General features: G+C 65.9%; 19 protein-coding genes. 8 read left to right on the top strand and 11 right to left on the bottom strand.

The features are described 5' to 3' along the window. Window position 1: 1 nt before the first annotated feature. Window positions 2-1,645, bottom strand: a complete 1,644-nt coding sequence (locus tag C491_RS17905; RefSeq protein WP_005558921.1) for an alpha,alpha-trehalose-phosphate synthase (UDP-forming) — start codon at window positions 1,643-1,645, stop codon at window positions 2-4. A gap of 163 nt (window positions 1,646-1,808) precedes the next feature. Between C491_RS17905 and C491_RS17900 the strand changes: the two genes are divergently transcribed. Further along, window positions 1,809-2,972, top strand: a complete 1,164-nt coding sequence (locus C491_RS17900; protein ID WP_005558919.1) for a M24 family metallopeptidase — start codon at window positions 1,809-1,811, stop codon at window positions 2,970-2,972. An 872-nt stretch (window positions 2,973-3,844) separates the two neighbouring features. On the opposite strand, the gene C491_RS17895 is transcribed toward C491_RS17900, so the two are convergent. Then, on the bottom strand, window positions 3,845-4,681 hold the full coding sequence (locus C491_RS17895) for an alpha/beta fold hydrolase (protein WP_005558917.1): 837 nt from the start codon (window positions 4,679-4,681) through the stop codon (window positions 3,845-3,847). A 105-nt stretch (window positions 4,682-4,786) separates the two neighbouring features. Here C491_RS17895 and C491_RS17890 point away from each other — a divergent pair, with 105 nt between their 5' ends. Then, on the top strand, window positions 4,787-5,014 hold the full coding sequence (locus tag C491_RS17890) for a DUF5795 family protein (RefSeq protein WP_005558915.1): 228 nt from the start codon (window positions 4,787-4,789) through the stop codon (window positions 5,012-5,014). A gap of 190 nt (window positions 5,015-5,204) precedes the next feature. Here C491_RS17890 and C491_RS17885 read toward each other — a convergent pair whose 3' ends face one another. Beyond that, on the bottom strand, window positions 5,205-6,827 hold the full coding sequence (locus C491_RS17885) for a hypothetical protein (protein WP_005558913.1): 1,623 nt from the start codon (window positions 6,825-6,827) through the stop codon (window positions 5,205-5,207). A gap of 316 nt (window positions 6,828-7,143) precedes the next feature. Here C491_RS17885 and C491_RS17880 point away from each other — a divergent pair, with 316 nt between their 5' ends. Next, entirely contained in the window at window positions 7,144-8,313 is a 1,170-nt protein-coding gene (locus C491_RS17880) for a sugar phosphate nucleotidyltransferase (protein ID WP_049892293.1), read from the top strand. Continuing rightward, window positions 8,313-10,112, top strand: coding sequence for a glutamine--fructose-6-phosphate transaminase (isomerizing) (gene glmS, locus C491_RS17875; RefSeq protein ID WP_005558908.1), 1,800 nt, complete (start codon window positions 8,313-8,315; stop codon window positions 10,110-10,112). The genes C491_RS17880 and glmS overlap by 1 nt, the downstream gene beginning before the upstream one ends. Window positions 10,113-10,545: 433 nt before the next feature. Here glmS and C491_RS17870 read toward each other — a convergent pair whose 3' ends face one another. The 3 genes from C491_RS17870 to C491_RS17860 are packed head-to-tail and all read right to left on the bottom strand — an operon-like array spanning window position 10,546 to window position 13,590. After that, window positions 10,546-11,112, bottom strand: a complete 567-nt coding sequence (locus tag C491_RS17870; protein ID WP_005558906.1) for a metal-dependent hydrolase — start codon at window positions 11,110-11,112, stop codon at window positions 10,546-10,548. A gap of 46 nt (window positions 11,113-11,158) precedes the next feature. After that, window positions 11,159-12,367, bottom strand: coding sequence for an ABC transporter permease (locus C491_RS17865; RefSeq protein ID WP_005558903.1), 1,209 nt, complete (start codon window positions 12,365-12,367; stop codon window positions 11,159-11,161). After that, entirely contained in the window at window positions 12,364-13,590 is a 1,227-nt protein-coding gene (locus C491_RS17860) for an FtsX-like permease family protein (RefSeq protein WP_005558902.1), read from the bottom strand. Before C491_RS17860 ends, C491_RS17865 begins: the two co-directional genes overlap by 4 nt. Window positions 13,591-13,852: 262 nt before the next feature. Between C491_RS17860 and C491_RS24055 the strand changes: the two genes are divergently transcribed. Then, window positions 13,853-13,978, top strand: coding sequence for a hypothetical protein (locus C491_RS24055; RefSeq protein ID WP_275040022.1), 126 nt, complete (start codon window positions 13,853-13,855; stop codon window positions 13,976-13,978). Between the two features lie 37 nt (window positions 13,979-14,015). Here the strand turns inward: C491_RS24055 and C491_RS17855 are convergent, their stop codons facing one another. After that, window positions 14,016-14,723, bottom strand: a complete 708-nt coding sequence (locus tag C491_RS17855; protein ID WP_005558900.1) for a DapH/DapD/GlmU-related protein — start codon at window positions 14,721-14,723, stop codon at window positions 14,016-14,018. Window positions 14,724-15,101: 378 nt separating this feature from the next. On the opposite strand from C491_RS17855, the gene C491_RS17850 reads away from it, so the two are divergent. Continuing rightward, window positions 15,102-16,433 carry a polysaccharide deacetylase family protein gene (locus tag C491_RS17850; protein WP_005558898.1) on the top strand — a complete coding sequence of 444 codons (1,332 nt, stop codon included), beginning with the start codon at window positions 15,102-15,104 and terminating at the stop codon, window positions 16,431-16,433. A 69-nt stretch (window positions 16,434-16,502) separates the two neighbouring features. On the opposite strand, the gene C491_RS17845 is transcribed toward C491_RS17850, so the two are convergent. The 4 genes from C491_RS17845 to C491_RS17830 all read right to left on the bottom strand — a co-directional run bounded on the left by C491_RS17845 (window position 16,503) and on the right by C491_RS17830 (window position 21,826). Then, window positions 16,503-17,339: a phosphatase PAP2 family protein gene (locus C491_RS17845; protein WP_005558896.1), complete on the bottom strand. Its 837-nt coding sequence runs from the start codon at window positions 17,337-17,339 to the stop codon at window positions 16,503-16,505. 146 nt (window positions 17,340-17,485) lie between these two features. Then, complete coding sequence (locus C491_RS17840) at window positions 17,486-18,688, bottom strand: MFS transporter (RefSeq protein WP_005558894.1); 1,203 nt, start codon at window positions 18,686-18,688, stop codon at window positions 17,486-17,488. A 441-nt stretch (window positions 18,689-19,129) separates the two neighbouring features. Next, the gene (locus C491_RS17835) at window positions 19,130-20,476 is read right to left on the bottom strand and encodes an orc1/cdc6 family replication initiation protein (protein WP_005558892.1); all 1,347 of its coding nucleotides are present in this window, start codon (window positions 20,474-20,476) and stop codon (window positions 19,130-19,132) included. Between the two features lie 1,110 nt (window positions 20,477-21,586). Beyond that, the gene (locus tag C491_RS17830; protein WP_049892290.1) at window positions 21,587-21,826 is read right to left on the bottom strand and encodes a PRC-barrel domain-containing protein; all 240 of its coding nucleotides are present in this window, start codon (window positions 21,824-21,826) and stop codon (window positions 21,587-21,589) included. Window positions 21,827-22,270: 444 nt separating this feature from the next. Here C491_RS17830 and C491_RS17825 point away from each other — a divergent pair, with 444 nt between their 5' ends. Together C491_RS17825 and C491_RS17820 are read left to right on the top strand one after the other, a co-directional pair. Continuing rightward, complete coding sequence (locus C491_RS17825; protein ID WP_005558886.1) at window positions 22,271-23,113, top strand: DUF4097 family beta strand repeat-containing protein; 843 nt, start codon at window positions 22,271-22,273, stop codon at window positions 23,111-23,113. Between the two features lie 313 nt (window positions 23,114-23,426). After that, the gene (locus C491_RS17820; RefSeq protein ID WP_005558884.1) at window positions 23,427-24,272 is read left to right on the top strand and encodes an alpha/beta fold hydrolase; all 846 of its coding nucleotides are present in this window, start codon (window positions 23,427-23,429) and stop codon (window positions 24,270-24,272) included. The last annotated feature ends 47 nt before the right edge of the window (window positions 24,273-24,319 follow it).

Here is a 24,319-nt window from a genome sequence, read left to right as displayed (position 1 = left end):
GTTATATCTGTGGGGTCCGCGCGCCGGGATCGTCGTCGTTCGACTCGCTCGGGTCGTGCAGGCGTCGGATCGAGTCGAACTGGCTGTCCATCCACGCCTCGAGGTCGGCCTCGAACACGTCGGTCCGCATCGACCGCATCCGACGTCGGCGCTCGCTGGCCGGCATCGCCAGCGCGGTCTCGAGTTCGGCGGCGAACGCGTCGGTGTCGGTCGGATCGATCGTCACCGCGTCGGCGCCGAGCCGTTCGTGGGCGCCGGTTCGCTCGCTCAACAACAGGACGCCGTCACCGTGGGGCTCGCCCGGCGCCGCTCCGCTGGCGGAACCCTCGCCGACACAGGAGGCGACGAACTCCTGGGCGACGAGGTTCATCCCGTCCAGCAGCGGACTGATGACCATGACGTCGGCCCGCCGGTAGAGGCCACAGAGCTTCTCCTGGGGGACGTACTCCTCGGTGTAGACGATCGGCTGCCAGTCGTCCGTGCCGAATCGGCTGTTGATTCGGGTAACCTCGCTTCGAACGAGGTCGCCGAGCCGTTCGTAGGCCGGAATGCCGGTTCGGGAGGGCGTCGCCTTCTGGAGGAACGTAAACTCCCCGCGTCGATCGGGATTGCGCTCGAAGAAGCGCTCGAGGGCGGCGAGACGTTCGGGGATCCCCTTCGAGTAATCGAGGCGGTCGACGCCGAGTCCGAGCGTGACCTCGGGAGAGACGCCGAACTCCTCGAGCAGCGCGTCCGGATCTTCGACTGCTCGGGCGTGCTCGTCGTATGTTTCGGCGTCGATCCCCATCGCCGCAGTCGCCAGCCGGGTCGTCCCCTCGTCGTAGTCGACGAGCCACTCCTCGTGGTCGACGACCGCGCCGTCGAGGTACTGCTCGACGCACTCGAGGAACAGCCGCGCGTACCGATCGACGTGAAATCCCAGCAGGTCGTTGCCGAGCAGTCCCTCGAGGAGCTCCTCGCTGACGGGACACTCCGCGAACGTCTCCGGCGTCGGCCACGGAATGTGCCAGAAGTGTGCGATCGTCGCGGCCTTCGGGATCCGCTCGCGGATCAGCCGCGGCGCGAGCCCGAAGTGGTAGTCCTGGATCCAGACGATCGACTCGGCCGTCGCGTGCTCGGCGACGGCGTCGGCGAACCGCTCGTTGACGGTTCGGTACCACTCGAAGTCGTTCGCCCAGTCGCCTCGCTCCTCGATCAGGTCGGGGAACTCGTGACAGAGCGGCCAGAGAACCTGGTTACTGAACCCGTAGTAGTAGGAGCTGACCGCTTCCTCCGAAAGGTCGATTCGGTGGAGGGTGTAGGCGTCTTCCCCGGGGGGGACGGAGACACAGTCGTTCGCGTCGGTGACCGCGAAGTCGGCCTCGCCGTCGCCCCAGGCGATCCAGGTCCCGTTTGCCTCCTGAACGACCGGGTCCAGTCCGGCGGTCAGCCCGCCAGCGGGCTCGTCGACGACGATGGATCCGTCGTCGCCCTCCGATTCGGACTCGTACTCGTGGCGGTACGGCTGACGGTTCGAGACGACGATTAGCGACCCCGGACAGCCCGGACCGTTGTCATCGTCGTCCGTCTCGTCGGGGCGGCTCCCCCCGTCCGCACGTCGCCCGTCGGTCCGTCCGTCGGGCAGCCGGTGCTCCGTATTTCGCATTCGCTGAAGGGAAACAGGTCCCTAGCGGGTCGGTTCGCGGCTTGCACCCGCATGGGCCTCTAATACCCCCTGGTGTCGTTTCGGCCGGGAGACCCGTCACTACGCCGTCCGTTCGACACCGTGACCCGAACGCTCTTTTCGAGACGGCCGAAACCCTCGAGGTATGCACCCCCCGTTCGACGCCCGCATCGAGGCCTGTCGGCGCCGACTCGAGACCGTCGGCGCGGAGCTACTCATCTGCTTTCCGAGCCCGAACCTCACTTATCTAACGGGGTTCGTCGAGTCGCCCTCCGAGCGCCACTTCCTGCTGTTCGTTCCACGAGACGGGGCGCCCGCGATCGTCGCGCCCGCGATGTACGGGGCACAGCTCGAGTCCCTCGGCGTTGCGAACGTCAGACTCTGGGACGATGAGACGGACCCGCTGGCCGTCGTCGAGGACGTTCTCGAGGGAATGGCGCTCGAGAGCGCAGACAGTGCCGACGAGCCAACCGTGTTGCTCGACGACCGCATGTGGACGACGTTCAACCACGACCTGCGCTCGCTGCTCCCCGGCGCCGAGTTCGGCCTCGCGAGCGCGGCCCTCGAGGAGCTTCGCATCCGCAAAGACGAGACCGAGCTCGCGGCGCTTCGCCGGGCGGGCGAAATCGCCGACCGCGTCTCCCTCGAGATCAGATCCCGCGGCGAGGAGCTGGTCGGGACGACCGAGGCCGAACTCGCGAGCGAGATCGACTCGCTGCTGGCAGCGGAGGGTGGCGGGGAGCCTGCCTTCGAGACGATTGTAGCCGCCGGGCCGAACGGCGCCCGCCCCCACCACCACCCCGGCGATCGCGAGATCGAACGAGGCGAGCCGATCGTGCTGGACTTCGGCGCGTTCGTCGGGAGCGACCTCGAGGCGGGAACCGCGCGGTATCCGGGTGACCAGACCCGAACGATCGTCGTCGGCGAACCGCCCGCGGAGTACGAACGGGTTCACGAGGCCGTTCGCGAGGCCCAGCGGGCAGCCGTCGAGGCTGTCGAACCCGGCGTCGAGGCCGGCGAGATCGACCGCGTCGCTCGCTCGGTGATCGACGAGGCGGGCTACGGCGACGCCTTCGTCCACCGCACGGGCCACGGCGTCGGCCTCGAGGTCCACGAGCCGCCGTACATCACCGCGGGCAACGACCGCGAGCTCGAGCCCGGAATGGTCTTTTCCGTCGAGCCGGGGATCTACCTCGAGGGCGAATTCGGGGTGCGGATCGAGGACCTCGTCGCCGTCACCGACGGGGGCTGCGAGCGACTGAACAACTCGCCACGGGGCTGGGAGAGCGGCAGGGACGTCGATCGATAGCGGTAGACCTAGTACGACTCTTCTGGTGTGAAACTCGCATACGACTGAGAGACAGCGCAAGCAGTACTCACGCACCCATAATGACGAACACGAGAATATAGGAAATCAGTCCGAAGACGGCGGTCGCTCCCATCCAAACAGCCACTATTAGCGCTGCCTGTTTGCCAGTCATTTCCTCTCCATCGAGGAGTTCGCCAAATTGTGGTAACATCCCAGAGACACTCATTATGATGATTCAACGTATTGGTCGAATAGCGACGCCCAGAGGCGCTCGAGGGAACTGGCATAGAACGGTGGGGTGTTCCCGGCAGGGAGGTAGAATTTTGGTTCAGTGTCGCTGCCTCGGTCATCGGCACGGTGCTTGTGTGCCATACCAACATGTACCGGTCGTACCCGCATTGGTCTCTCCCTTAATCGAATAATCCGTTTATATTGGGTCTGTAAGTGTCGTGAGCGAAAGTCACTGTATATTCAGCACAGGCCAACTATGAGTCACTTTGGTTCAACGAACTCTCCTGCGGTGGCGCGTGCTTGGCGACGGCGAGCGCAGCAGGGCGCGAGCCGTCGTCCGAACCTACGCGAGGGATGAGCGAGCGGAGCGCGGCGCTGTGCGCCGCGGCAATGCGAACGGCGGAAGCCGTGAGCAAAGCGAGTGAATCGGCTGGGGAGGGGGTGGCGAACCCCTGTGTTCGTGTGAACAGGACTGATACCGTCGCCACTACCGGGAAAACCCCTTTCAGTCCCACTCGGCGGTGGTTAGTCAGGGGTGTAGACTCGAGGCCGGGGCGTTCCACTCGCACGCGCCACGTAACGATTCGGCATATTCGGTCGCGACTCAGGCAGGATACAGAACCCGTCGCCTCAGCTACCGACTAATCCTCGAGGAACGACCGCAGCTCCTCGCGGTAGGCCTCGGGTCGGTCTTCAGGCACCCAGTGGTTCGCTTCCTCGAGCCCGACGAGGTCGGCGCCGTCGATATCGCGCTCGAGGCGCTCGGCGTACTCGATCGGCTGGAACTCGTCCTCGGCGCCCCACAATAGGAGCGTGCGGGCGGTCACCTCGGCGGGGTCGATCTCGGTCGTGTGGCTCGTGTTCGTGCCGATCGCGTTCCGGGACAGCGAGACCATCCCCTCTTCGGAGGCCCACTGGTCGACCATCCCCTCGACGAAGGCGTCGTCGGCGTCGTCACCGTACAGCGTCCCGCGAAACACCGACTCGAGCGTGTCGGTCAGCTCGTCGACGCTCATCTCGTCGATCGTCGACGGGAGCCCGAGATCGACGATCGTCTCGATCGGCCAAGAGTCGTAGCAGACGGCGTTCGAGAGCACGAGCTCGTCGACCGACTCTGGTTCGTGGACGGCGTAGCGCAGGCCGACCCCGCCGCCGAGGTCGTGGCCGACGAAGGAAACCGAGTCGAGGCCGAGCTGGTCGAACAGGTCGGCGACCGCCTGCTCCTGGGCCCGAATCGAACGGTCGAACCGGTCGTCCATCGTCGACTCGCCGTAGCCGATCATGTCGGGGACGATCACACGATAGTCGTCGGTGAACTCGAGCGCAACCTGCCGCCAGAGGTACGACGAGGTCGGTATCCCGTGGAGGAAGACCAGAGGCTGGCCCTCGCCCTCGTCGGCGTACGCCATCTCGAGGTCGTGGCCGTCGACGGTCACCGTCGTCGACTCGAGCCGGTCGGTCCACTCGTCGTGTTCCATAGGTATTGTTCCGTCCGACAGCCCGATAGGAGTTGGCCCTGACCGCATCCGGGATCGCGGGTCGACCGAGAAACGCTTAGGGGTATTGGGGCCACACACTCGAGCGTGAGCGAAAATCGCGTCGTTCAGGGACGAATGGTCACGGCGAAGAAACTCGCGGAGCTCATCGAGGACGACTCCGTCATGGACGCCGAGGCGATCGAAGAGGCCGACAGGGAGTGTCCCGACTGCGGCGGGGACGTCCTCGAGGTCGGTTACATGCCGTCGGTGACGGAGTTCGTGACGGGGCAGAAGTGTCAGGACTGCGACTGGAGCGAGACCGATCGGGACTGAATCGGCTGGTTTTCAACGCAGCGGCGTACCGAACGTAGCTACCCGAGTTTGTCCCGGTTGACTCCGGCGGGCGACGATAAACGTTGGAGGAGTAACTTCCGCTCGAGACGGGTTCGCGAGCGGAAACGAGCCGACGGCTACGGTCTGATCGGCGTATAGAAAGTTCGAACGGTGAGCGATCGTCTACGTCTTAGTGCTTCGTCTTTTTCTTCTCGTCCTTCTTGTCTTTCTTCTCCTTGTCCTTGCCGTTCTTCTTCTCGTCCTTCTTCCCTTTGTCGTCCTTCTTACCCTTCTTCTCGTCCTTCTCGTCTTTTTCCTCGCCGTCGCCATCGCCGACCGCGCGCGCCTCGGTCACCTGGACGTTCTGGTTCGCCTGGTAGTTCAGCTGTTCGGCCGTCGCCTCGCCGCAGCGGGTGGCGTAGGCGATCGCGCTGAACTGCTCGTTGACGTTCACTTGCTCGACGAACTGGTACTGGTCGATCCCGGCAGCGGCCTCCTCGAGGTCGACGTCGCTGTCGCCGTTCTCGTAGGCCAGCGCCCAGGAGCCGTCGTCGTTGGTGGCGGCGCCGTTGAGCACCGTAGACGCGCTGCAGCGTCCGTCGCTGACGTTCAGCCCCTCCGCGGTGGCCACCTGCGCGTTGAAGTTGCCCTGGTAGCTCACCTGTCGGGCGGTCGCGTCGCTGTCTTTCTTGGCGAGAGCGATGGCGGCGTTTTGCAGGTTGATGTTCTCCTGGCCGACGCACTGGACCTGCGTGATCTCCGCCGATGCCTGGCCGTTCGACTGAGCCTTGCCGTCGTCCGTTCGCTCCACGGCGTCTTCCGGAAGCTCGCCCTCCATCTCGGCGCACTTGAGGATATCGTCGGGCGACCGGAAGCCGAAGCTGATCGCCGTCGCGTCGGCGGTCTGCTCGTTGACGTTGAGCTGGGAGCTCAGCTGGTAGGCCTCCGCGGTGCTGCACTTACCGACGGCGATCGCGATGGCGACGCCCTGTTCGCTGACGTTGAGCTGAGAGACGTCCTGGGCCTGCTCGACCGACGCCTCGGCTCCCTGTCGGTCACCCTCGCCGATGTTCGCCGCGACGGCCTCGGCGTGCTGGTAGTTCTCGTTTGCCTGCCAGCTACGCTGGTAGGACCGGGCGCAGCTCCCTTTCTCGGCGACCGCCATCGACGTGCTCTGGCTGTTGTAGTTGAACTGATCGACGGTCTGTTCCTGCTCGATCGTCGCGGTGGCGGACGCTCCGTTCTCGTAGGTGTCCTCTCTGGAGACCCAGCCGGAGAACGTCCGGCAGCCGGTCTCCTCGGCGAAGACGATGTGCACTCGACTGGGGTCGTAGAACGTCTCGTCTCGCGTCTCGTATGAGCTGTCTATCGACTCCGCGCTCGCGTCCTGGACGTTGACGTTGTCCTGCTCGGTCTCCTGGACGGCCGTCGCGTCGGCGCCGTCGATGGCGATGCTGACGGCGTTGCCCTGCTGGAGCACGTTGAGCTGGGAGACCTCCTGGTACTGGATGACGTTCGGGAGGGACTCCTGTGAGTCGCCGTTGATCTCGTCGCGGTGCTTGTCGACCCAGCCGCCGAGATCCTTCTCGGACGAGTCGGCGCCGAAGATCAGGTACAGATCGTCGCCCTTGAGATCGTGCGTCTTCGCTTCCTCCTCCTTCTCGTCGTTCTTCTTCTCGTCGTCCTTACCCGTATCCGCATGCGCACGGGTGCTCGCGACAGAAAGCGTCCCGACGCCGAGTCCGCCCGCTGCGAGTCCTTTGAGATACCCTCTCCGCTTCATCGTGCCGCGGTTCGTGTTCTTTTCTGCCATAGCGCAGTTGGACCGATGAGCATATCACACTCTGTAATTGACCGGCTTCCAGGAATAACTGGCCATCTAACGGGTGTTGCAGCATCGAAACCGGCGAAGAAGCTGGACAGGTCACGGATAATTATATACACCCATCGAGTCCGGCACCGATCCGATCAACAGATGTTGCACCGACGGAGCGACCGTACTCGCGACACCGCATAACCCCTCGAGTGGCCTCGAGCGCCACCGATGGCGACGCCGTCGGAAACTGGAGTCGATACGACCGGAATCCCCAGTCGAAAGGAATAATAGCTGCTGCTAGCTGTCAACAGACATGGGATACTCCGCAGTGGTGCTCGCGGCAGGGGAGGGGAGACGACTTCGGCCGCTGACCACCCACCGGCCGAAGCCGATGCTTCCGGCGGCGACGAAACCGATTCTCGAGCACGTCTTCGACGCGCTGATCGACGCCGGCGTCACCGACATCACGGTCGTCGTCGGCTACCGCCGGACACGGGTCCAGTCCGAGTTCGGCCCGAGCTACCGGGACGTGCCGCTGACCTACGTCACGCAGGACAAACAGCTCGGCAGCGGCCACGCGCTACTCGCGGCCGAGCCGGCGACCGAGGGGTCGACCCTCGTCGTCAACGGCGACCAGCTGATCGACAGCCGGATCATCGAGGACGTCATCGCGGCCCACGACCGCGAGCCGGCGACGGCAACGCTCGGGCTGGTCCGCCGAGCCAACGTTACCAGGTACGGCGGCGTACTCCTCGAGGACGGTGCGGTGACGGAAATCGTCGAGAACCCGCGAGACGATCGGGGCTACCAGCTCAACGCCGGCGTCTACGCCTTCGAGCCGTCGATCTTCGAGGCGATTCGCCGGAGCGAGCCCCGCGACGGCGAGCAGTCGCTGGTCGACGGGATCGCGACGCTGCTCGAAGTCGGCGAGGAGGTTCGAGGGGTCGTCTCCGAGGGAACCTGGATCGACGCCACCTACCCGTGGGACCTGCTGCGGATCGCCGACGACTTACTCGAGGACGGCGAGGAACGGCGGATCGCCGACAGCGCGTCCGTCCACGAGGACGCAACGGTGCTCGAACCGGTCGTGATCGACGACGACTGCGTCGTCGGTCCCGGCGCGGTCGTCGGACCGAACGTCTCTCTGGGCGAGAACGTCACCATCGGCTCGAACGCGACGGTCGAGCGGTCGGTGCTCGACGCCGACACCCGCGTCGACAACGGCGCGACGATACGAGACTGCGTCACCGGACGAGGTGTCGGGATCGGTCCGAACTCGACCGTCGCCGGCGGCCCGAGTGACGTCGAGATCGGCGACCGCGTTCACCGGGAGACGATCCTCGGCGCGGTGCTGGCCGATCACGTTCGCGACATCGGTGGGGTGACCTACGAGCCAGGGACTGTCGTCGGCCACGGCGCGGTCTGTCACGGGGGGTCGACCGTCAGCGGAACCATCGTCGCCGACGCGGAGGTGTGGAGCTGATGTGCGGGATCATTGGCTACGTCGGCGCCGATCGCTCGAACGCGGCCGACGTCTTGCTTCACGGCCTCTCCCAGCTCGAGTACCGGGGGTACGACTCGGCAGGAATCGCGCTGGCCGACGGCAAACTCGATGTCCACAAGCGCCAGGGCGAGCTCTCGGCGCTCGAGAACGCGCTGGCGGGTGCCGACATCGGCAACCAGACTACGGGGATCGGCCACACCCGCTGGAGCACCCACGGGCCGCCGTCGGACCGCAACGCCCACCCTCACACGGACGCCGAAAACCGGGTCGCGGTCGTCCACAACGGGATCATCGAAAACTACCAGGGGCTGCGCGACGAGCTCTCGGCCGAGGGCATCGACTTTCGCAGCGAGACCGACACCGAGGTCATCCCTCATCTGATCGCCGGCTTCCTCGAGGACGGGCTCGACCACGAGGCCGCGTTCCGCGCGGCGATCGACCGACTCGAGGGAAGCTACGCCGTCGCCGCGGTTTTCGCGGGCTCCGAGACGGTGTACGCCGCGCGACACGAGTCGCCGCTGGTACTCGGCCTCGCCGACGACGGCACCTACCTCGCCAGCGACGTGCCCGCGTTCATCGAGTTCACCGACCGCGTGATCTATCTCGAGGACGGCGAGTTCGCCCGGCTCGAGGGCGACGAGATCTCGGTCACCGACAGCGAGGGCCGGGTCGTCGAAACCTCGATCGAGACGATCGAGTGGGATCCCGAGGACGCCGGCAAGAGCGGCTACGACCACTACATGCGAAAGGAGATCAACGAGCAGCCGTCGGCGCTCCGGGAGTGTTTCCGGGGACGCCTCGACGAGCTCAGCGGCCGGGTTACTCTCGAGGAGTTCGAGGGGTTCGAGCTGAACCCGCCCGTAACGTTCGTCGCCTGTGGCACCTCCTACCACGCGGCGCTGTTCGGCGCACAGCTGTTTCGGGAGTGGGGCGTGCCGGCCCACGCCTACCTGGCCAGCGAGTTCGAGGCGGAGACGATGCCGATCGACACCGACTCCGTCGTCGTTGGCGTCACCCAGAGCGGCGAGACCGCGGATACCCTGCGCGCGCTCCGGGAGGCGAACGCCGCCGGCGCGACGACGGTCGCCGTGACGAACGTCGTCGGCAGTTCGGCCGCCCGCGAGACCGACCGCGTGCTGTACATCCGGGCCGGACCGGAGATCAGCGTCGCCGCGACGAAGACCTTCGCCTCCCAGCAGGCCGCGTTGACGATGCTCGCAGCCGCGTTGAGCAACCACCGCTCCCGTGATCTGGTCCGCGAACTGCGATCGGTGCCAGACCGAATCCAGTCCGTCCTCGACGAGGACGCCGCCCGCGAGGTCGCCTCGACGTACGCCGACGCGAGCGCCTACTTCTTCATCGGACGAGGGTATCACTACCCAGTCGCCCTCGAGGGCGCGCTGAAGATGAAGGAGATCACGTACAAACACGCCGAGGGGTTCGCGGCCGGCGAACTCAAACACGGACCGCTCGCACTCGTCACCGAACAGACGCCGGTGTTTGCGATCGTCACCGGCGACGGTCGCCGCGCGGAGAAGACCATCGGGAACGTCAAGGAGGTCGAGGCTCGGGGGACACCGGTCGTCGCTATCACCGACGGCCGATCGGAGGTCGGGCGCTACGCCGACCACGTCCTCGAGGTGCCGTCGGCCGGCGAGATCACGAGCTCGATGGTCGCGAACGTCCAGCTTCAGCGGGTCGCCTACTGGACGGCCCACGAGCTGGGTCGGTCGATCGACAAGCCTCGAAACCTGGCGAAAAGCGTCACGGTAGAGTAGCAGGACCGGTCTCTCGCCCACAAAGTGGGCGTTGCTAACAGAGAGTGATTACGAGGGGGCGGGATGAACGCTCGGAGTCTGCGACGGCACCCAGGGAGTTCGAGACCGCCAAAGCGCTCGATTTAGGGTGGTTCAGACGTACACGTCAGCGAAGCGAGCTGTGATCGGATCTGCCGGACGAGACGACGAAGTACTATCGGCTCGAAAACGGTCGACGCCGTCGAGCGGGACTCGACGCGAGCGTCGACACGGTCCGTCGGCGTCGGACATCGATCACACGGATAGCCGGTTCTCGCCGGCCCGTGCCCTAACGGTCGGTTTCCGGCAATCGTATTCCCCGCAGTCACGTCGACCACTCACGCGGAAATAGTTCTGTCGACCGATTGAGTATCTTGAGAACGTGCGAGGAACCGACGGTCGGCTCGGTGGGCGGTCAGCTCGAGTCGCGCGCCGAACGATCGGGAAGGACGCGCTCGAGCAGCGTTCGGACGGCCGCGAGTCCGGGATAGCCGTCGCGTCGCCAGACGATGAGTGCGACGGCCGCGAAGGCGAACTCCGAGAGGAAGTAGGGGTCGCTCAGCGACTCGAGGAAGAGGGCGGTTACTGTTGGCGCGCCCGACTCGTAGCCCTCGACGGGAAGGGCGGGCCACAGCAGGAAGCTCGGATCGGTCCCACCCCACAGCGCCGGCAGGGCGTCGACCAGCGTGTGCGAGATCGCACCGAGTCCGAACGCGAACCCGTACTCGGGACGGCCGTACCGCCGTGCGAGGAGGTAGACGCCGACCGAAACCGGAACCAGAAACAGCAGGGAGTGTGCGAGGGTTCGGCCGGTCGGAATCACACCCAGGTACCACGCCAGGGGTTTGTCGATCAGATCGGGAAACTGGGTGCCGACCAGGAGTGCGAGGACGGCGATTCCACCCGGGGACCGGTCGAACCGGGTTCGCGTCGCGAGCGTGTAACAGAGATAGCCGATAGCTGCGTGTCCGAGCGGCCACATACGGTTCGAGCGATGGGAGCGACGCCTATAACGGACCTGGTTCGGCTCAGGACTCGAGGGCTGCCACCGTCGCCGATCGGCTCGCGTACCAACCCGTGACGAGCGCGACGAGTATCCCGACGACGAGCGCAACGGTGAACCCGAGGACGAACACCTCGAGGGGCGTCCGGAGGAGGCGCTCGAACCCGATGACGCCCGTCGAGAGCCGGTTCAACCCTGCAGCGAGTGCGGGCGTCGCGGCGACGCCGATCGCTCCACCGAGGAGGCCGATGAGCGCACCCTGAACACCGACCGTTCCGGCCAGCAGTCGCCGCGAGAGGCCGATCGCCCGCAGCGCCGCCAGCGTCTCGCGTTGCTGGTAGGCAACCAGTACGAACAGGTTCGCCGTCAGCGCGACGCCGCCGACGGTCGCCAGCCCGACGAGGGCGACCCCGCTCGCGACGACGAGGTGTCGGTCACCCACCATCGCAGCGAACTGGTCGTCGGCAGTTCGGACGTCGTACGTCGGGTACTCGGCCCGAACGTCGTCGGCGAACGCCTCGCGGTCGGCGCCGTCCTCGAGGTTGACCGTGACGAACGAGGCCCGGCTCGAGCCGGCGGTACCGGTCATCGATTGCAGTTCGGGCAGCGGGATCGTCGCGGCCTCGGTTCCCAGGAACTGCGAGTAGTACGAGCCGACGCCGACGACCGTGTAGGCGTCGACGGCCTGGCGTCCGGCGCCGACGTAGACGGTGTCGCCGACCCCGACGTCGAACCGATCGGCGGTAGCGGGATCGAGCACGACGACGCTCGAGCGATTCTCCTCGTCTCCGTCTCCGTCGGCGGTCATCGCGCCGTCGAACCCGTCGCCGTCCTCGAACTCGAAGTGGCCGTGGGTGCCCTCGACGCCGACGGCGGCGATCGGCTCGACCGCGTCGGGATCGGTGCCGAGGTAGACGTCGTGCATCGCAACAGTCGAGACGTCGCCGACGCCCTCGCGCTCGCGGAGGTCGGCCGCGACGGTCGAAGCGTCGACGACCTCGTTTTCGCCGCCGGCCGCGGGGCCGCCGGTGATCCAGATGTCCCGGCCGGCGTCGTCGAACTGCTCCTGGCCGGTTTCGACGACGCCGACCCCGAGGCTGGCGAGCAGCGTCACGGAGAGCACCGCGAGCACGACTCCGCCGACCGCGAGCGCGGTCCGACCCGGAGAGTGACGAAGCTGGGCGAGTCCGAGGCCGACGACGGCGCGAAGCCGGGCGAGCGAGGCGCGACTCACCGCCCCACCTCCGCGAGAGCGTCGGTTCGGGCCGCGAGTGCGAGCGGGTACGGCAGGGCGAGCAGCGTCGAGACGACGGCGACCGCAAGCGCGTACGGAACCAACAGCGGGTGCAGAGCCGCGACCGCCTCGGGAGCGACCGTCGCGGTCGCGAGCGCGTTCGTCACCCGGATACCGACAACGCCGAGAGCCACACCTAGAATGGCACCGGCAGTCGCGGTCGCGATCGTCGTCGTCGCGACGACCAACAGCCGGCTTTCAGTCGGGAACCCGACCGCGCCCAGCGTCGCGAGCGTCCGGCGATCGGCCTCGACTCGCATCCCCGCGGTGGTCGCCACCAGCAGCGAACAGACGCCGAGCGCGACGACCAGCGAGAGGATACTCGTCGCGAGCGCGAGGCCGTCGCCGAACAGCGCCCGAGCGTCGGCTGCCCCATCGTTCTCGAGCGCGGCGTCGGGGTACGCCTCGGCCGCCCCCTCCTGGATCGCGGCGTCCTCGCCCCAGATCAACACCTCGTCAGCCAGTCCGCTCCCTTCGGTACCCGACAGCGACTGGAGGACCTCGAGGTGGACGAGCGCGACGGGCGGTTCGTCGTCCGGCCCGTCCTCGACGGCGCCGACCGTCGCCGACTCGCGGTGCTCGGCGCCCTCCAGCGCGAGTTCGTCACCCGGTTCGACGCCGAGTTCGGCGGCGGCGGTCCTCGAGAGGACAAGTGCGGCGTCGTCAGCGGGGGCCCGTTCGTCCTCGAGGCCCCTCGTCGGGAGCTTCGCCACCGTCGACGGCTCGTCGCCGGGAACGACGCCGACCAGCAGGAGGTACGCCGAGCCGTCGGCATCGGGGGTATCGACTCGGATCGGCTCCCGGAGGACGGGCGAGGCGTGGTCGACACCGTCGCGGTCGGCGATCCGTTCGGCCCGGTCCGGGCTCTCGCCCAGCCGCGGCGGTTCGACGCCGGTGACCGAGCCGTGAATATCGGCGTCGTCGGCCATGATCCGGGCGTCGGCGTCGTGGTCGGCCTCCCCCTCGTCGGCCAACGCGAGCGCGACGCCGGTGACGAGCACGAGGTTCGCGACCGTCAGCGCGACGACGAGGATCGTCGCGAGCGTGCGACCACGTGCCGTCGTCAGCTGCGTTCGAACGAGCGTTACCGCGACCGCGAGCAGCCCCCACCATCGGCTCGAGCGCCGCGAGCCCTCCCCGGAGCCGAGATCCCGTCCTGACATCGGTGGCGGTCGAGGGAGCCGTCATCGCGTCGAGCGATCCGAGCGACCATCGGCTCCCGGTCACGCCGAGACAGTCTGACGAGTCCTATTGTTTGTCTCTCGTTACTTTTCGGCTGCTCGAACCGACGTTCCGTTCGACTTGCGGAACGGCGGTGGGCTCGCTTCCGGACACGGTCCCGGTTCCCCAACTTCCGGTTCGTTCGGGCCGACGACCCCGGGTCGCCCGATACACTTATCGTGTCAACCGTTGACAATCATGGCGATGGTCGGAAAGCTCATCGCCCTCCTCACGCTCGCCCTCCTGTTGCTCTTTCTGGCCGGCGCGCCCGCGATCGCCGAGTTCACGGCCGCTCAGCTCTGCGGCCCGCTCGAGTCGATCGAGTGCTGAAGATCGGAGCGACGACCGCGACCGCGACGCAACGCCGTTAGTCGATCGGTGCCGCCCGCGCGAACGGGACGTCACCGGTATCGTCGAGTCTGCGTTCGAAGAACGCCCGGTTCTTGCGGATGCGTCGATCGCTCCACTCCCACCACTCGAGTTCGAGCAGCCAGGATCTGATCTCCGGTGGAAACCGCCAGCCGATCCGGTCGGCCGGCACGCCCCCGACGATCGAGTACGGTTCGACGTCTCTGGTGACGACCGCTCCTGCGCCGACGACGGCGCCGTCCCCGATCGTCACCCCCGAGAGGATCGTCGCTCCCGTCCCGATCCAGACGTCGCTGCCGACCGAGATCGGTCCATCGGCGGTCGGCGGGAGCTCGCTGTCGAGGACCTCCTCGTAGAGGCGGATCTGCATCGACGGCTGGTCGATCCGGTGGTTAGTCTGCTGGAAGGTGCTCTCACGGGCGATCGCACAGAAGTTGCCGATCTCGACCTCGCCGACGAGATCGCAGTCGGGCTCGAGGTTCGTCCGTCGCCCGATGCTGACGTCACCGTCGAGGATACAGCCCCGACTGAGCCGGGCATACGGCCCAATATCGACCCGGTTGCGGAGCAGGCAGCCGATCGAGATTCGGGCCGAGGGAGCGATCTCGAGTTCGGTGGCGTCGAAGTACCGATTGAGAAGCCCGTGGGTTACCGGCGGGTAGCCGAGAGCGGAGGCCGACCGTTCGACGATGGTATCGAGACTCATGCGCGTAGACACCACCCAACGCGGTTCGGGATATAGTTTGTTCGAGTAGTTGGTAGAGTCAGCGATCGAGACCGTTCGCAGCCCTCGGCTACCGAGGGTAGGTGGCACCTGTCGACGTTTCGATCCGGAAACCGAGTCGGCAAAACCGGACAGACGGCGGCTACCGCGGGTCGACGCCGATGCCCTCCTTCGGAAGGGTGTTCCGGACGTCCGCCGTCCCCGGATCGTCCGCCTCGAGCCCGGATTCTCGGCCGAACGGTCGAAGCGAATCTGTCGAACGGTCCGGTTACCGTTACTATCGTCACAGTAACACCAGTCGGATAGCTGGGAGGTCGGTCCATAACAAACCGTGGTTCGGGGCTGGTCTCGGGTGGACCAATGGACCGACGAACCTATCTCGTGACCGCGACGGGAGCAGTCGTGGCGCTGGCCGGCTGTTCCGAAATGGGCGGGCCCGGCGAGACCGACGACGAGGACTACGACGACGGCGCGGCCAACGGCGACGACGACCACGACGAGCCGGAGACCGACGACGAGGAAACCGAGGAGGAGGAAGAAGAGACGGACGAGGACGACGACTACGGCGACCTCGTCGGCACCTACGACGACTTCGAGGATCTCGACCCCTGGAGCGCGTTCCAGGACATCGGTGCGGTCGAGGCCGACACGGAACAGTACTACGAGGGCTCGCAGTCGGCGCGGCTCCTGCCCGATTCCGAGGACGGCCAGATCAGGGCGCGCCGCGAGACCGACGAGCCGATCGACATCCGGGGTGTGACCCCGGGCCTCGCCATGACCGCCTCCGACAGCGGAATGGTGTTGATCCAGCTCCAGGACGAGGACGGCGACTACGTCGAGTACAGCCAGCAGGTGATGGGTGATATGCCGCTGGCCCGGCACAACTTCGGTCTCACCCGCGTTCGCGGTGATCCCGACCTGGAGGAGATCATCGTCCTGCAGATCATCCGCTGGTTCGGCGAGCCCGCGGACGACGAGGACGAAGACGAGGACGCCGACGGCGAGGAGATGTGGGTCGACGACTTCCACTTCGTCCCCACTCCCGAGACGCCGACGGTGATGCTCCAGTTCCACGGCGGCTACGAGACCCACTACGAGGAGGCCCTGCCACGGGTCGCTCAGTACGACTTCCCGGCGACGACGTTCGTCCCGCCGGACCGACTCCGAGACGACGCCGCCGTCGAGGGTGACCGACTCACCTACGGACAGGTCGAGGAGCTCGAGTCGAACGGATGGACGATCGGCTGTCAGACCGCCAACGGATCCCAGGCAGGTGATATCGACGAGATCGGGGCCGAGGACGCCATCATCGAACCCGCGGAGTGGCTCGAGGAGGAGGGGTACGACGACGACGGCCGGTTCTTCGCGTTCCCCGGCTCGCAGTACACCGAGGAGACGTACGAACTCGTCCAGGAGAACTACGATTTGGCCTTTGCGGGCCAGACCCAGTCACAGGGGTACGCCGGCAACCCCCACCTCTGTTCGGTGGTCTCGAACCCGAGCGGCGACGAGGGCGAGAGCCTCGTCGAGTGGACCGCGGAGATGGGCGGCATCACCTCGATCGGCTTCTACCAGCTCGAGGAGAGCGAGGCGATCGAGGGACTCGAATCGACGCTCGCCGCGCTCGACGAGTACTCGGGTGAGGTCGACGTGATCACGCCCGGCCAGATGGCCGACGACTACGTCTACTGAGCGCCTCGGCCTCCGGGGATCGGATGTCGCCTCCCTGTTCGTTCGTACTCGTCCCGCTCGAGCGTTCGCTCATTCCGGAGTTCGGTGGGGACCGAGAGCTGATGCCACGGCGACGGCGACCGCGATCGCGTACCCGCCGAGCTCGAGGCTCCAGTGGATACCCTGCGTTGTCGACAGCAGCCGAACGGCGACCATCGCGAGCGCCGCGAGACCGAACGCCGAGTGGCTGCCCTCGAGCCGAGTCGGGCGGCGCTCGAGTGCGTACCACGCGCCGACGGCACCCAGCGCCGCGCCGACGGTCGCCGGCATGAACGCGCGGGCCGGCGTCGCGTACGAGATCGCGGCGAACGCGCCCGCCAGTGCGAACAGTCGTCCGGGATCGATCGTCGGGAGCCACAGCACGCCGACGGCGATACCGATCCCGATCGCCGCGCCGGCAACGACGTCGCCGACGTAGTGGACGCCGAGGACGACCCGGGAGAGCGCGACCAGGACGATCAGGAGACCGGCGACCGCGTAGCGCCGACGCGGTCTGCTCCACTCCGCGGCGATCGCGACCGCGCCGTAGACCGCCGCCGCCCCGAGCGCGTGCCCGCTCGGAAACGCGTAGCCGCCGTAGTCGTCCGCGGCGAAGGCGAGCTGTTCGACCGGCCGCTCGAGGACGAACACCCCCTTTAGCCCGTTCGTCACCGCGAACGCGACGAGCGCGACCGCGAGCACGCGGGCGCCGCGCTCGCGGCTCGAGCCGATCCAGGCGAACCCGAGCGCGACGACGAGCACCGTCGCCGGATCGCCGAGGTGAGTCACGGCCTCGACGATCGGACGAAGCGGGTCGGGGACGGCCGTTCGGATCGTCTCGTTGACCGAGGGGTCGAACAGCGGCGTCTCGAGGGCGCGACGAATCACTGACCGGTATCGACGGAAACGTGTTGCAAAGTCCTATCGGTGGATTCGGTCGGTCACGACGCGGCTGCCGTCGGTCGAACTCAGCGTGGACGAAAGCGACGGGAACGCCGAACTGTGGTTTTCTACAGGGCGAACGCAGCTGGGAACTACTCCCGTGGCATCCGCAGCGTCAGTAGCGTTCCGAGCGCGATGATCAGCGCCAGCAGGAGGTAGCCGGCGTCGAAGTAGCCCCGCTCGGCGACGACGCCGAACACGAGCGGTCCCGAGGCGCCGAGCACGGAGGCGCTCGAGCGAATCACGCCCAGTCCCGTCCCCTGGATCTCCGGCGGGATGATCTCGGCGAGGTACGACTGCGTGATCGCGCCGGAGCCGAGCATCGTACTCGAGAGGACGGTGACGAAGACGAGCCCGACGAGTCCGTCGACGAACGGCAACAGCGCGAGACCGACGATCGATCCCAGCAGAACGAGCGGGAGCGAGCCCCGAAGCCCGATCCGATCGTAGGCCATTCCGGCGACCGGTTTGACGACGACGCCAACTGCGAAGAAGAGACCGAACAGCCCTCCGGCCATCGTCGAGGACAGCCCCTTCTGTTCGACGAGATAGGTCGGATAAAAGGCCGAGAACGTCTGCCAGACGAAGATGAAGAGAAAGAGGATTACGCCCATGATCGCGAGGACGGGACTGCGGAGTTCGCCGATCACGTACCGCAGGCTCTCGCTCGAGTCGTCGTCGCCATCGTCGGGGACGGGGTCGGGCGCCGGGAGCGTCAGCCAGATGACGACCGCGGTGATACAGAGCAGCGGCAGGACGAAGCCCAGGCCAAGTCGCCAGGCAACTGCGACCGCCAGCACGCTCGCGATCGGGGGTAGCACGGTCTGGCCGATGTCGCCGGCCGCCATCGTGACGCCGAGCGCCCGCCCGATCCGATCGGGGTAGAGATCCGACAGCGCGGTGATCCGGGCAATTGGGTACTGCGAGAGCCCCAGCCCGACCAGGGCCGTCGCGCCGAACAGGGTTGCGGCGGTCGGCGAGAGCAGGACGACGATCACTCCGACGACGACCATCGAGACGCTCGCGGTCAGCACGGAGCGCTCGCCGTGTCGATCGGCGAGCATCCCGCCTGGAACCTGCCCGACCGCGTAGCCGAGCCAGATCAGCGTGACGAGCAGGCCGGCCGTCGAGAGCGTCAGATCGAACTCGGCGCTGAAGTAAGGTAGCAAGACGGGGTAGATCATCCGCGTCCCGTTCAACAGCCCCCAGCCGAGCGCGATAGCCAGCAGCGTCTTTCCGGTGCCGCCGGCCCACAGCCCGACCAGCTCGCGACGGATCGAATCCAGGCGACTCATTCGGCGTGTGCGTGGCAAGGCCGGTCCCGTTGAAACCGTTTTAGTTCGAGGCGGCGGTTGCTGATTCCGGGTTTCGCTTCCCGTGGTCGGAGTGGCGAAGACTGATCGACTGGTTCGCTCGAGCCGGCACTCCCCGTGTGCGAAGTGAAACGGTGCCACGGCCGACGCCGACCACACCCCGTGTGCGAGATGAATTTTCCGGGTCGAGCGCCGGCTCGATCGGCCGAAACCGACTCGAGTGACGCTCGAATCCCCCGACACCCCGTGTGCGAAATGAATTAGCGGGGACGACGGGTCAGCTCTCGCCGGTATCGGCGTTTCGATCCACCCTCCCCGTGTGCGAGATGAAATATGCTTCGGTGTTGGAATCCGCTCCGGTGTCGAAATCCACTCTGATATCGTTGAGCTGGCGGCTCGAGCTCGAGCGAGAGCGGGTCGGACTCAGGTTTCGTCGAAGAACTCGTCGATCTGTGCGTTGACGACGGACTGGATCAGCTCGTCCTCGCCCTCGATCTCCTCGAGGCGGAAGTCGGCCTGCAAGGTCTCGGCGACGACGGCCGGATCGTCGACGAACGTGTACTCCTTGTGGACGCCGCTACCGTAGCCGCGACCGCGTTTCTCCGAGGTGATGAAGTTGTACGTCTCGGCCTCGGTCATGTACCGAAGATAGGAGTCGCGGGACTTCTTGTCGGCGTCGAGCCGCTCGGTCAGGTACTGGTAGACCCGGTAGGCGACGGTGCTCGGAATCGCGTTCAGGCTTCGCTCGGCGTGGACGGGAACGATCGCCGTGGCGTACAGGGAGAGCTTCTTCTGGGTCGAGAGTCCCTGCATCTGGGTCAGGGTGCGATCGCGCTCGGCCTCCCGCTGGGCGTCGCGCACGTGGTCTTCGCGGACCGTCTCCTCGCCCTGGCGGTTCGCGATCTCGCCGGCCTTCCGAAAGAGGTCGATCGCCTTCCGCGCGTCGCCGTGATCCTGGGCCGCGAAGGCCGCGCTCAGGGGAATGATCCCGGCCTCGAGGACGCCGTCCTGGTAGGCGTCGCGTCGGCGGTCGAGGATCGCCTGAAGCTGGTTCGCGTCGTAATCCGAGAAGACCACGTCCTGTGGGTTGAACGAACTCTCGGCGCGCCCGTCGAGATCCTCCATGAACCGAGGGTCGTTCGTGAGCGCGGCGACCGAGACGTGGCCGTCGATTCGACCGAGCTGTGAGGCCCGCGAGAGCTGGTACAGCAGCTTCGAGTAGGCAGGTTCGTCGTTCGGGTCGCGCTGGCGACCGACCAGGAGGTCGACCTCGTCGAGGATGATGATGACGGAGTCGAACTCCTCGCTCAACAGCCCGTACAGCCGGTTCAGCTTTCGGTCCGTCGAGACGCCGCTCTCGGGGACGCCGACCTCGACGCCGGCCGTCGTCGCGGTGTTTTCGACGAGGCGGTACACCGCCCGGTCGTGGGACTTGATCGTCTGGCAGTTGATCTGGATGACGCCGAAGCGATCGCCCTGGGCCTCCGCGAGCTCGACGACCTGCTCGCAGACGGCGTTGATGATCAGCGACTTCCCGGTTCCCGAGGGACCGTACAGCAACATGTTGGGCGGGCGGTTCCCCTGGAGCGCGGGCCGGAGGTAGGTGATGATGTCCTCGAGCTGCTGGTCCCGACCGACGATCCGATCCTCGTCGATGACGGCGTCGGGGTCGAGCAGTCCCCGCTCCCTGAACACCGACTGCTGGACGCCATCCTGCAGTCGCCCCTTGATGGATTCCGAGAGGGAGTGACGATCGTCGCCGTCGGTCATACCGTGTCACTCGTACCGACTTCATAAATACGTGACGAGTACCGCGTGCGAGAGCAACGGTGCCACAGCCGCCGTCGAGGGCGTCCGTACGACACGAACACGCTTCGGGGCCGAAAACCGTGGGCGAGATTAAATACGGAGGGCGAACAGGGAAGCACGCGACTGAAAGCAACACCTGGCGGGGGATCCCTGTAGCCAAGCGGAACAGGAGGAGACGGTCGGCGACACTGCACCCGTTGTCGGTGGGACACCCCGTGTGCGAGATGAATTCTTCCCGGAAACGAGCGTGTGGACTCGAGGAGCCCCCCACGTGCCGAATGAATTTTCGTTCCGCTCGCATCCCCTCCAGTTCGAGTGCGTATTCCGGGCACGGAGAGTTCGCGAACGACGGTCGTCACCGGACGACAGTGTGGTCACTGGACGGCAGTACGTGACTGCTCGTACGACATATGGCGGAAACGGGAGGGCCTCCGAGACGAAGGAGACAGGTGGACCGTCGGATATCGTGGACGATCAGATGACGGTGACGGCGGGAACGGACGAGCCGAGAGGAAGCGTTCCGTCAACCCCCTCCCCCCGTGTGCGAAATGAATTGGGGTCACGAACGGGGCGGGGTGGGGGGCGGTGACCGGGTGGTAGAGGAGAACGAGAAAACGGCGAATCGGGCGGACTTACGGCGCCAAGCGTCGAAATCACAGTGATCGCCGTCGGTTTCTCGATCGGCGCGATCGCTTCTCGGATGTCATGTGTCGGCCCACGAAGGACTCTAGTACCGGTGGTTTTATGTTCTTTCTACAGCAACAGAAACCGTACTGGATCCCGATCGGCTCGAGAAGAAAACGACGCTTCGAGACCGATCGGAAGAGGCCGCGGAACCGTCGAACTCGTCCGTTCTCGCACGGCGATACTATCCACGTTGCTCCCAATGGGAGTCGATTACGCCGTCCTCTCTCCCCCGCCCCCGGTTTCGCACCCGATTTCATTTCGCACACGGGGGGAGGGGCCGCCTATTCCTTACGCACTTTCAGTCCCCACGTCCACTCCCTTCCGACGCACTAACGGCTCCCGGCCAACGGGTCGAAGAAATCACACAACGAGCGGTCGACTCGATCAGTCCGAACTGATGACGATCCTGTCGTCGATGTTCTCGATGCACTCGAGGGGCAGTCGGAACCGGCCGTCGGCGTCGAGTTCGATCCGTCCGGGAACGTGGTCCTGTGGTTCGACGACCAGTTCCTCGATCGTTCCGGGCTCCGCACCCATGGTGATGTTCTCGAGCGTCCCGAAATCGGTGCCGTCGATACTGACGATCGTCTTCCCCTGAAGCTGTCGTGCCAAACGGGTTGCCATACTCGTCGTTTCGCGGACTCCTACTAAACACCGTGGGATCGATCACAGTTTCCGAGAGCGGCCACGCTTCGGAGATCGACGAACTGACCGCTTTCGGATTATCGAAAGGAAGGAAGGCCCCCGACCGATGTCGGGGGGCACCACTGAACCACGATTGCGAACCAGCAACGGAATGTCGTCCAACGCGGGAGACACCTGGGATGCGCTGCTGGTCACGAAATATTACACTCGAATACAAAAGTACCTCTCGGTTCGCGTCGGCGGAAATCCGTCGTCGCGAACGGACCCACAACTCGCCTCTGTTCCGGAATCTGTACCTCTCGCCGCCGCGACGAGCCGATCGAGTCGACCCGGCCAGTTTCCAATATATAACTGTTGGGGACCGTATGGTGACTCGTCAGCCCTGCCTTGGTTTACAGGTGGATGGCACCCGTCGACTCGAGTATGGCAGCGAATCACACTCGCCGACAACTGCTCGGTGGACTGTCCGCTGCGGGGGCGGCGGCCCTGGCCGGCTGTACCGGTTCGACGCCGTTCGTCGGTCGACGCCTCGCGGACGAGGAGACGATCGCTCCCGACGACGCCGAATCGATCGCGATTACTGGCTCTGTCGGCGACCTGACGGTTACCGGTGCCGACCGCGAGACGATTCGGCTGGATCTCGAGAAGCAGGCCAGCTCCGTCCGGACCGACCTCGAGGCGCTTCACCTCGAGTCCGCCCGGGAGGAGGAACTTCTCGAGTTCCGGGCCGAGTACGACGGCGAAACGGGCTGGTTCGAGAGCGAGCCGGCGATGGATATCGACGTCGCCCTCCCCGACGGACTGTCGGTCGATCGCCTGCTCACGGGAACCGGTCGGGTCACCGTCGCCGACGTCGGCGGGGATCTGGAGGCTCGCTCGAGCACCGGCAGCGTCGAAATCAGGAACGTCGACGGGACGGTCGTCGCTGAAACGAGCACGGGAAGCATCGACGTCGCGAACGTCGACGCCATCGGAAACCTGACCGCGAGCACGGGGAGCATCGAGGCTGCGGTGCCGGCGATCGACGGCGACACCGCAATCACGGCGAGCACTGGTAGCGTCGAAGTCGCACTCTCGCCGACCATCGACGCCGACCTCGAGGCCCGAACCAGCACGGGGAGTCTCGAGATCGACGACGACGGGCTGGAACTCGGGGAGTATCGCCGCGAGAACGACCGCGTCAGCGCCGTCGTCGGCGAGGGCGGTCCGCGGCTCCGGATCGAGACGAGCACGGGAAGCGTCGAGATCTCGACGCTCGAGGAGTAGGGCGGCGTTGCGAGGGGGCCGCCGTCACGGCGATGTGGGATTCCGGTACGTAGCGGTACGGCTCGCCTCGGACCGAAACGCACCGCACCCCGCTCGTTCGGGGCGGACGGCGGAAGGAGGCCCGGGCCCAATGGACGACACGATCATATCTCGGACGGCAGCCCTTCCTCTCCTCCCGGTGATCGTGGTGGCGGCCGTTCGATTTCGGAAACCGTAGCCGAATACAACACCTGGAAGATAGTTCCTGTCTCAGCGCCCTACACCCCGGAAAACGGGAAGAAATGTATTTATAATTATTTATCGTAACTATACGATGGCCTACATCGAAACCACAGATGGTGTCCCGCTGTACTACAGGGAACGCGGCGAGGGGGAGACGATCGTCCTCGTACACGGCTGGACGTGTGACTCCGAGTACTGGTGGCGAAAAAACGTCGACGCGCTCGCCGAGGAGTACCACGTCCTGACGTACGACCTCCGAGGACACGGGCTCTCGGGGAAAACCGACGAGCGACACACGCTTTCGGACTACGCTGCAGATCTCGAGTTCCTCATGGAGTCGCTCGACGTATCGTCCGCCGTCCTCGTGGGTTGGTCGATGGGCGCCGCGATCACACTGACATACCTCGAGGAGATCGGCGACGAGCGGGTCCGAGCGATCGCCGTGATCGATCAGACCCCGAAGTTCTACTCCGACGACGGGTGGGAGTTCGCTCTCATGGGAGAGTTCTCCGCGGATGGACTCGCCGAAATCACAGGCGGTCTCGAGTCGAGTCGCGCCGAGGCGGCAAAGCCGATCATCCAGGCGTTTTTCGCCGACCCCCGCTCGGAAACGCAACTCGACGAGATGTACGCCCGGACGACCCTGACGCCGACCTCGGTCGCGACCGCCATGCTCGAGGACATGGTTCCTCGAGACTTCCGGGACCAGCTACCGCCGATCGACGTTCCGACGCTGCTGCTCTACGGCGAACAGAGCAAGATATTCCCGGGACCGCTCGGCGAGTGGATGCACGAACAGATCCCGGGTTCGGAGCTCGTGACGTTCGAGGAGAGCGGACACAACCCCTTCTGGGAGGAACCCGAGAAGTTCAACGCGGAACTACTGGAGTTCGTGAGCCGACTTGCGGAGCGAGAAGAGGCACCGAGCAGTCACTAGCGTCGACGGCGAGCAGTCACTAGCGCCGATTTCGCTTCTTGTCTCGA

Source organism: Natronococcus amylolyticus DSM 10524 (genome assembly GCF_000337675.1).
Classification (GTDB): Archaea; Halobacteriota; Halobacteria; order Halobacteriales; family Natrialbaceae; genus Natronococcus; species Natronococcus amylolyticus.
This window is presented reverse-complemented; position numbering and strand designations above follow the sequence as displayed.

What these genes read in the sequence shown, in the direction of transcription:
- C491_RS17900 (WP_005558919.1), top strand. Translation starts at nt 1,809, where the DNA reads ATGCACCCCCCGTTCGACGCCCGCATCGAGGCCTGTCGGCGCCGACTC.
- C491_RS24055 (WP_275040022.1), top strand. Translation starts at nt 13,853, where the DNA reads ATGGTCGGAAAGCTCATCGCCCTCCTCACGCTCGCCCTCCTGTTGCTC.
- C491_RS17905 (WP_005558921.1), bottom strand. Translation starts at nt 1,645, where the DNA reads ATGCGAAATACGGAGCACCGGCTGCCCGACGGACGGACCGACGGGCGA.
- C491_RS17870 (WP_005558906.1), bottom strand. Translation starts at nt 11,112, where the DNA reads ATGTGGCCGCTCGGACACGCAGCTATCGGCTATCTCTGTTACACGCTC.
- glmS (WP_005558908.1), top strand. Translation starts at nt 8,313, where the DNA reads ATGTGCGGGATCATTGGCTACGTCGGCGCCGATCGCTCGAACGCGGCC.
- C491_RS17830 (WP_049892290.1), bottom strand. Translation starts at nt 21,826, where the DNA reads ATGGCAACCCGTTTGGCACGACAGCTTCAGGGGAAGACGATCGTCAGT.
- C491_RS17850 (WP_005558898.1), top strand. Translation starts at nt 15,102, where the DNA reads ATGGACCGACGAACCTATCTCGTGACCGCGACGGGAGCAGTCGTGGCG.
- C491_RS17860 (WP_005558902.1), bottom strand. Translation starts at nt 13,590, where the DNA reads ATGTCAGGACGGGATCTCGGCTCCGGGGAGGGCTCGCGGCGCTCGAGC.
- C491_RS17885 (WP_005558913.1), bottom strand. Translation starts at nt 6,827, where the DNA reads ATGGCAGAAAAGAACACGAACCGCGGCACGATGAAGCGGAGAGGGTAT.
- C491_RS17820 (WP_005558884.1), top strand. Translation starts at nt 23,427, where the DNA reads ATGGCCTACATCGAAACCACAGATGGTGTCCCGCTGTACTACAGGGAA.
- C491_RS17880 (WP_049892293.1), top strand. Translation starts at nt 7,144, where the DNA reads ATGGGATACTCCGCAGTGGTGCTCGCGGCAGGGGAGGGGAGACGACTT.
- C491_RS17825 (WP_005558886.1), top strand. Translation starts at nt 22,271, where the DNA reads ATGGCAGCGAATCACACTCGCCGACAACTGCTCGGTGGACTGTCCGCT.
- C491_RS17840 (WP_005558894.1), bottom strand. Translation starts at nt 18,688, where the DNA reads ATGAGTCGCCTGGATTCGATCCGTCGCGAGCTGGTCGGGCTGTGGGCC.
- C491_RS17855 (WP_005558900.1), bottom strand. Translation starts at nt 14,723, where the DNA reads ATGAGTCTCGATACCATCGTCGAACGGTCGGCCTCCGCTCTCGGCTAC.
- C491_RS17895 (WP_005558917.1), bottom strand. Translation starts at nt 4,681, where the DNA reads ATGGAACACGACGAGTGGACCGACCGGCTCGAGTCGACGACGGTGACC.
- C491_RS17835 (WP_005558892.1), bottom strand. Translation starts at nt 20,476, where the DNA reads ATGACCGACGGCGACGATCGTCACTCCCTCTCGGAATCCATCAAGGGG.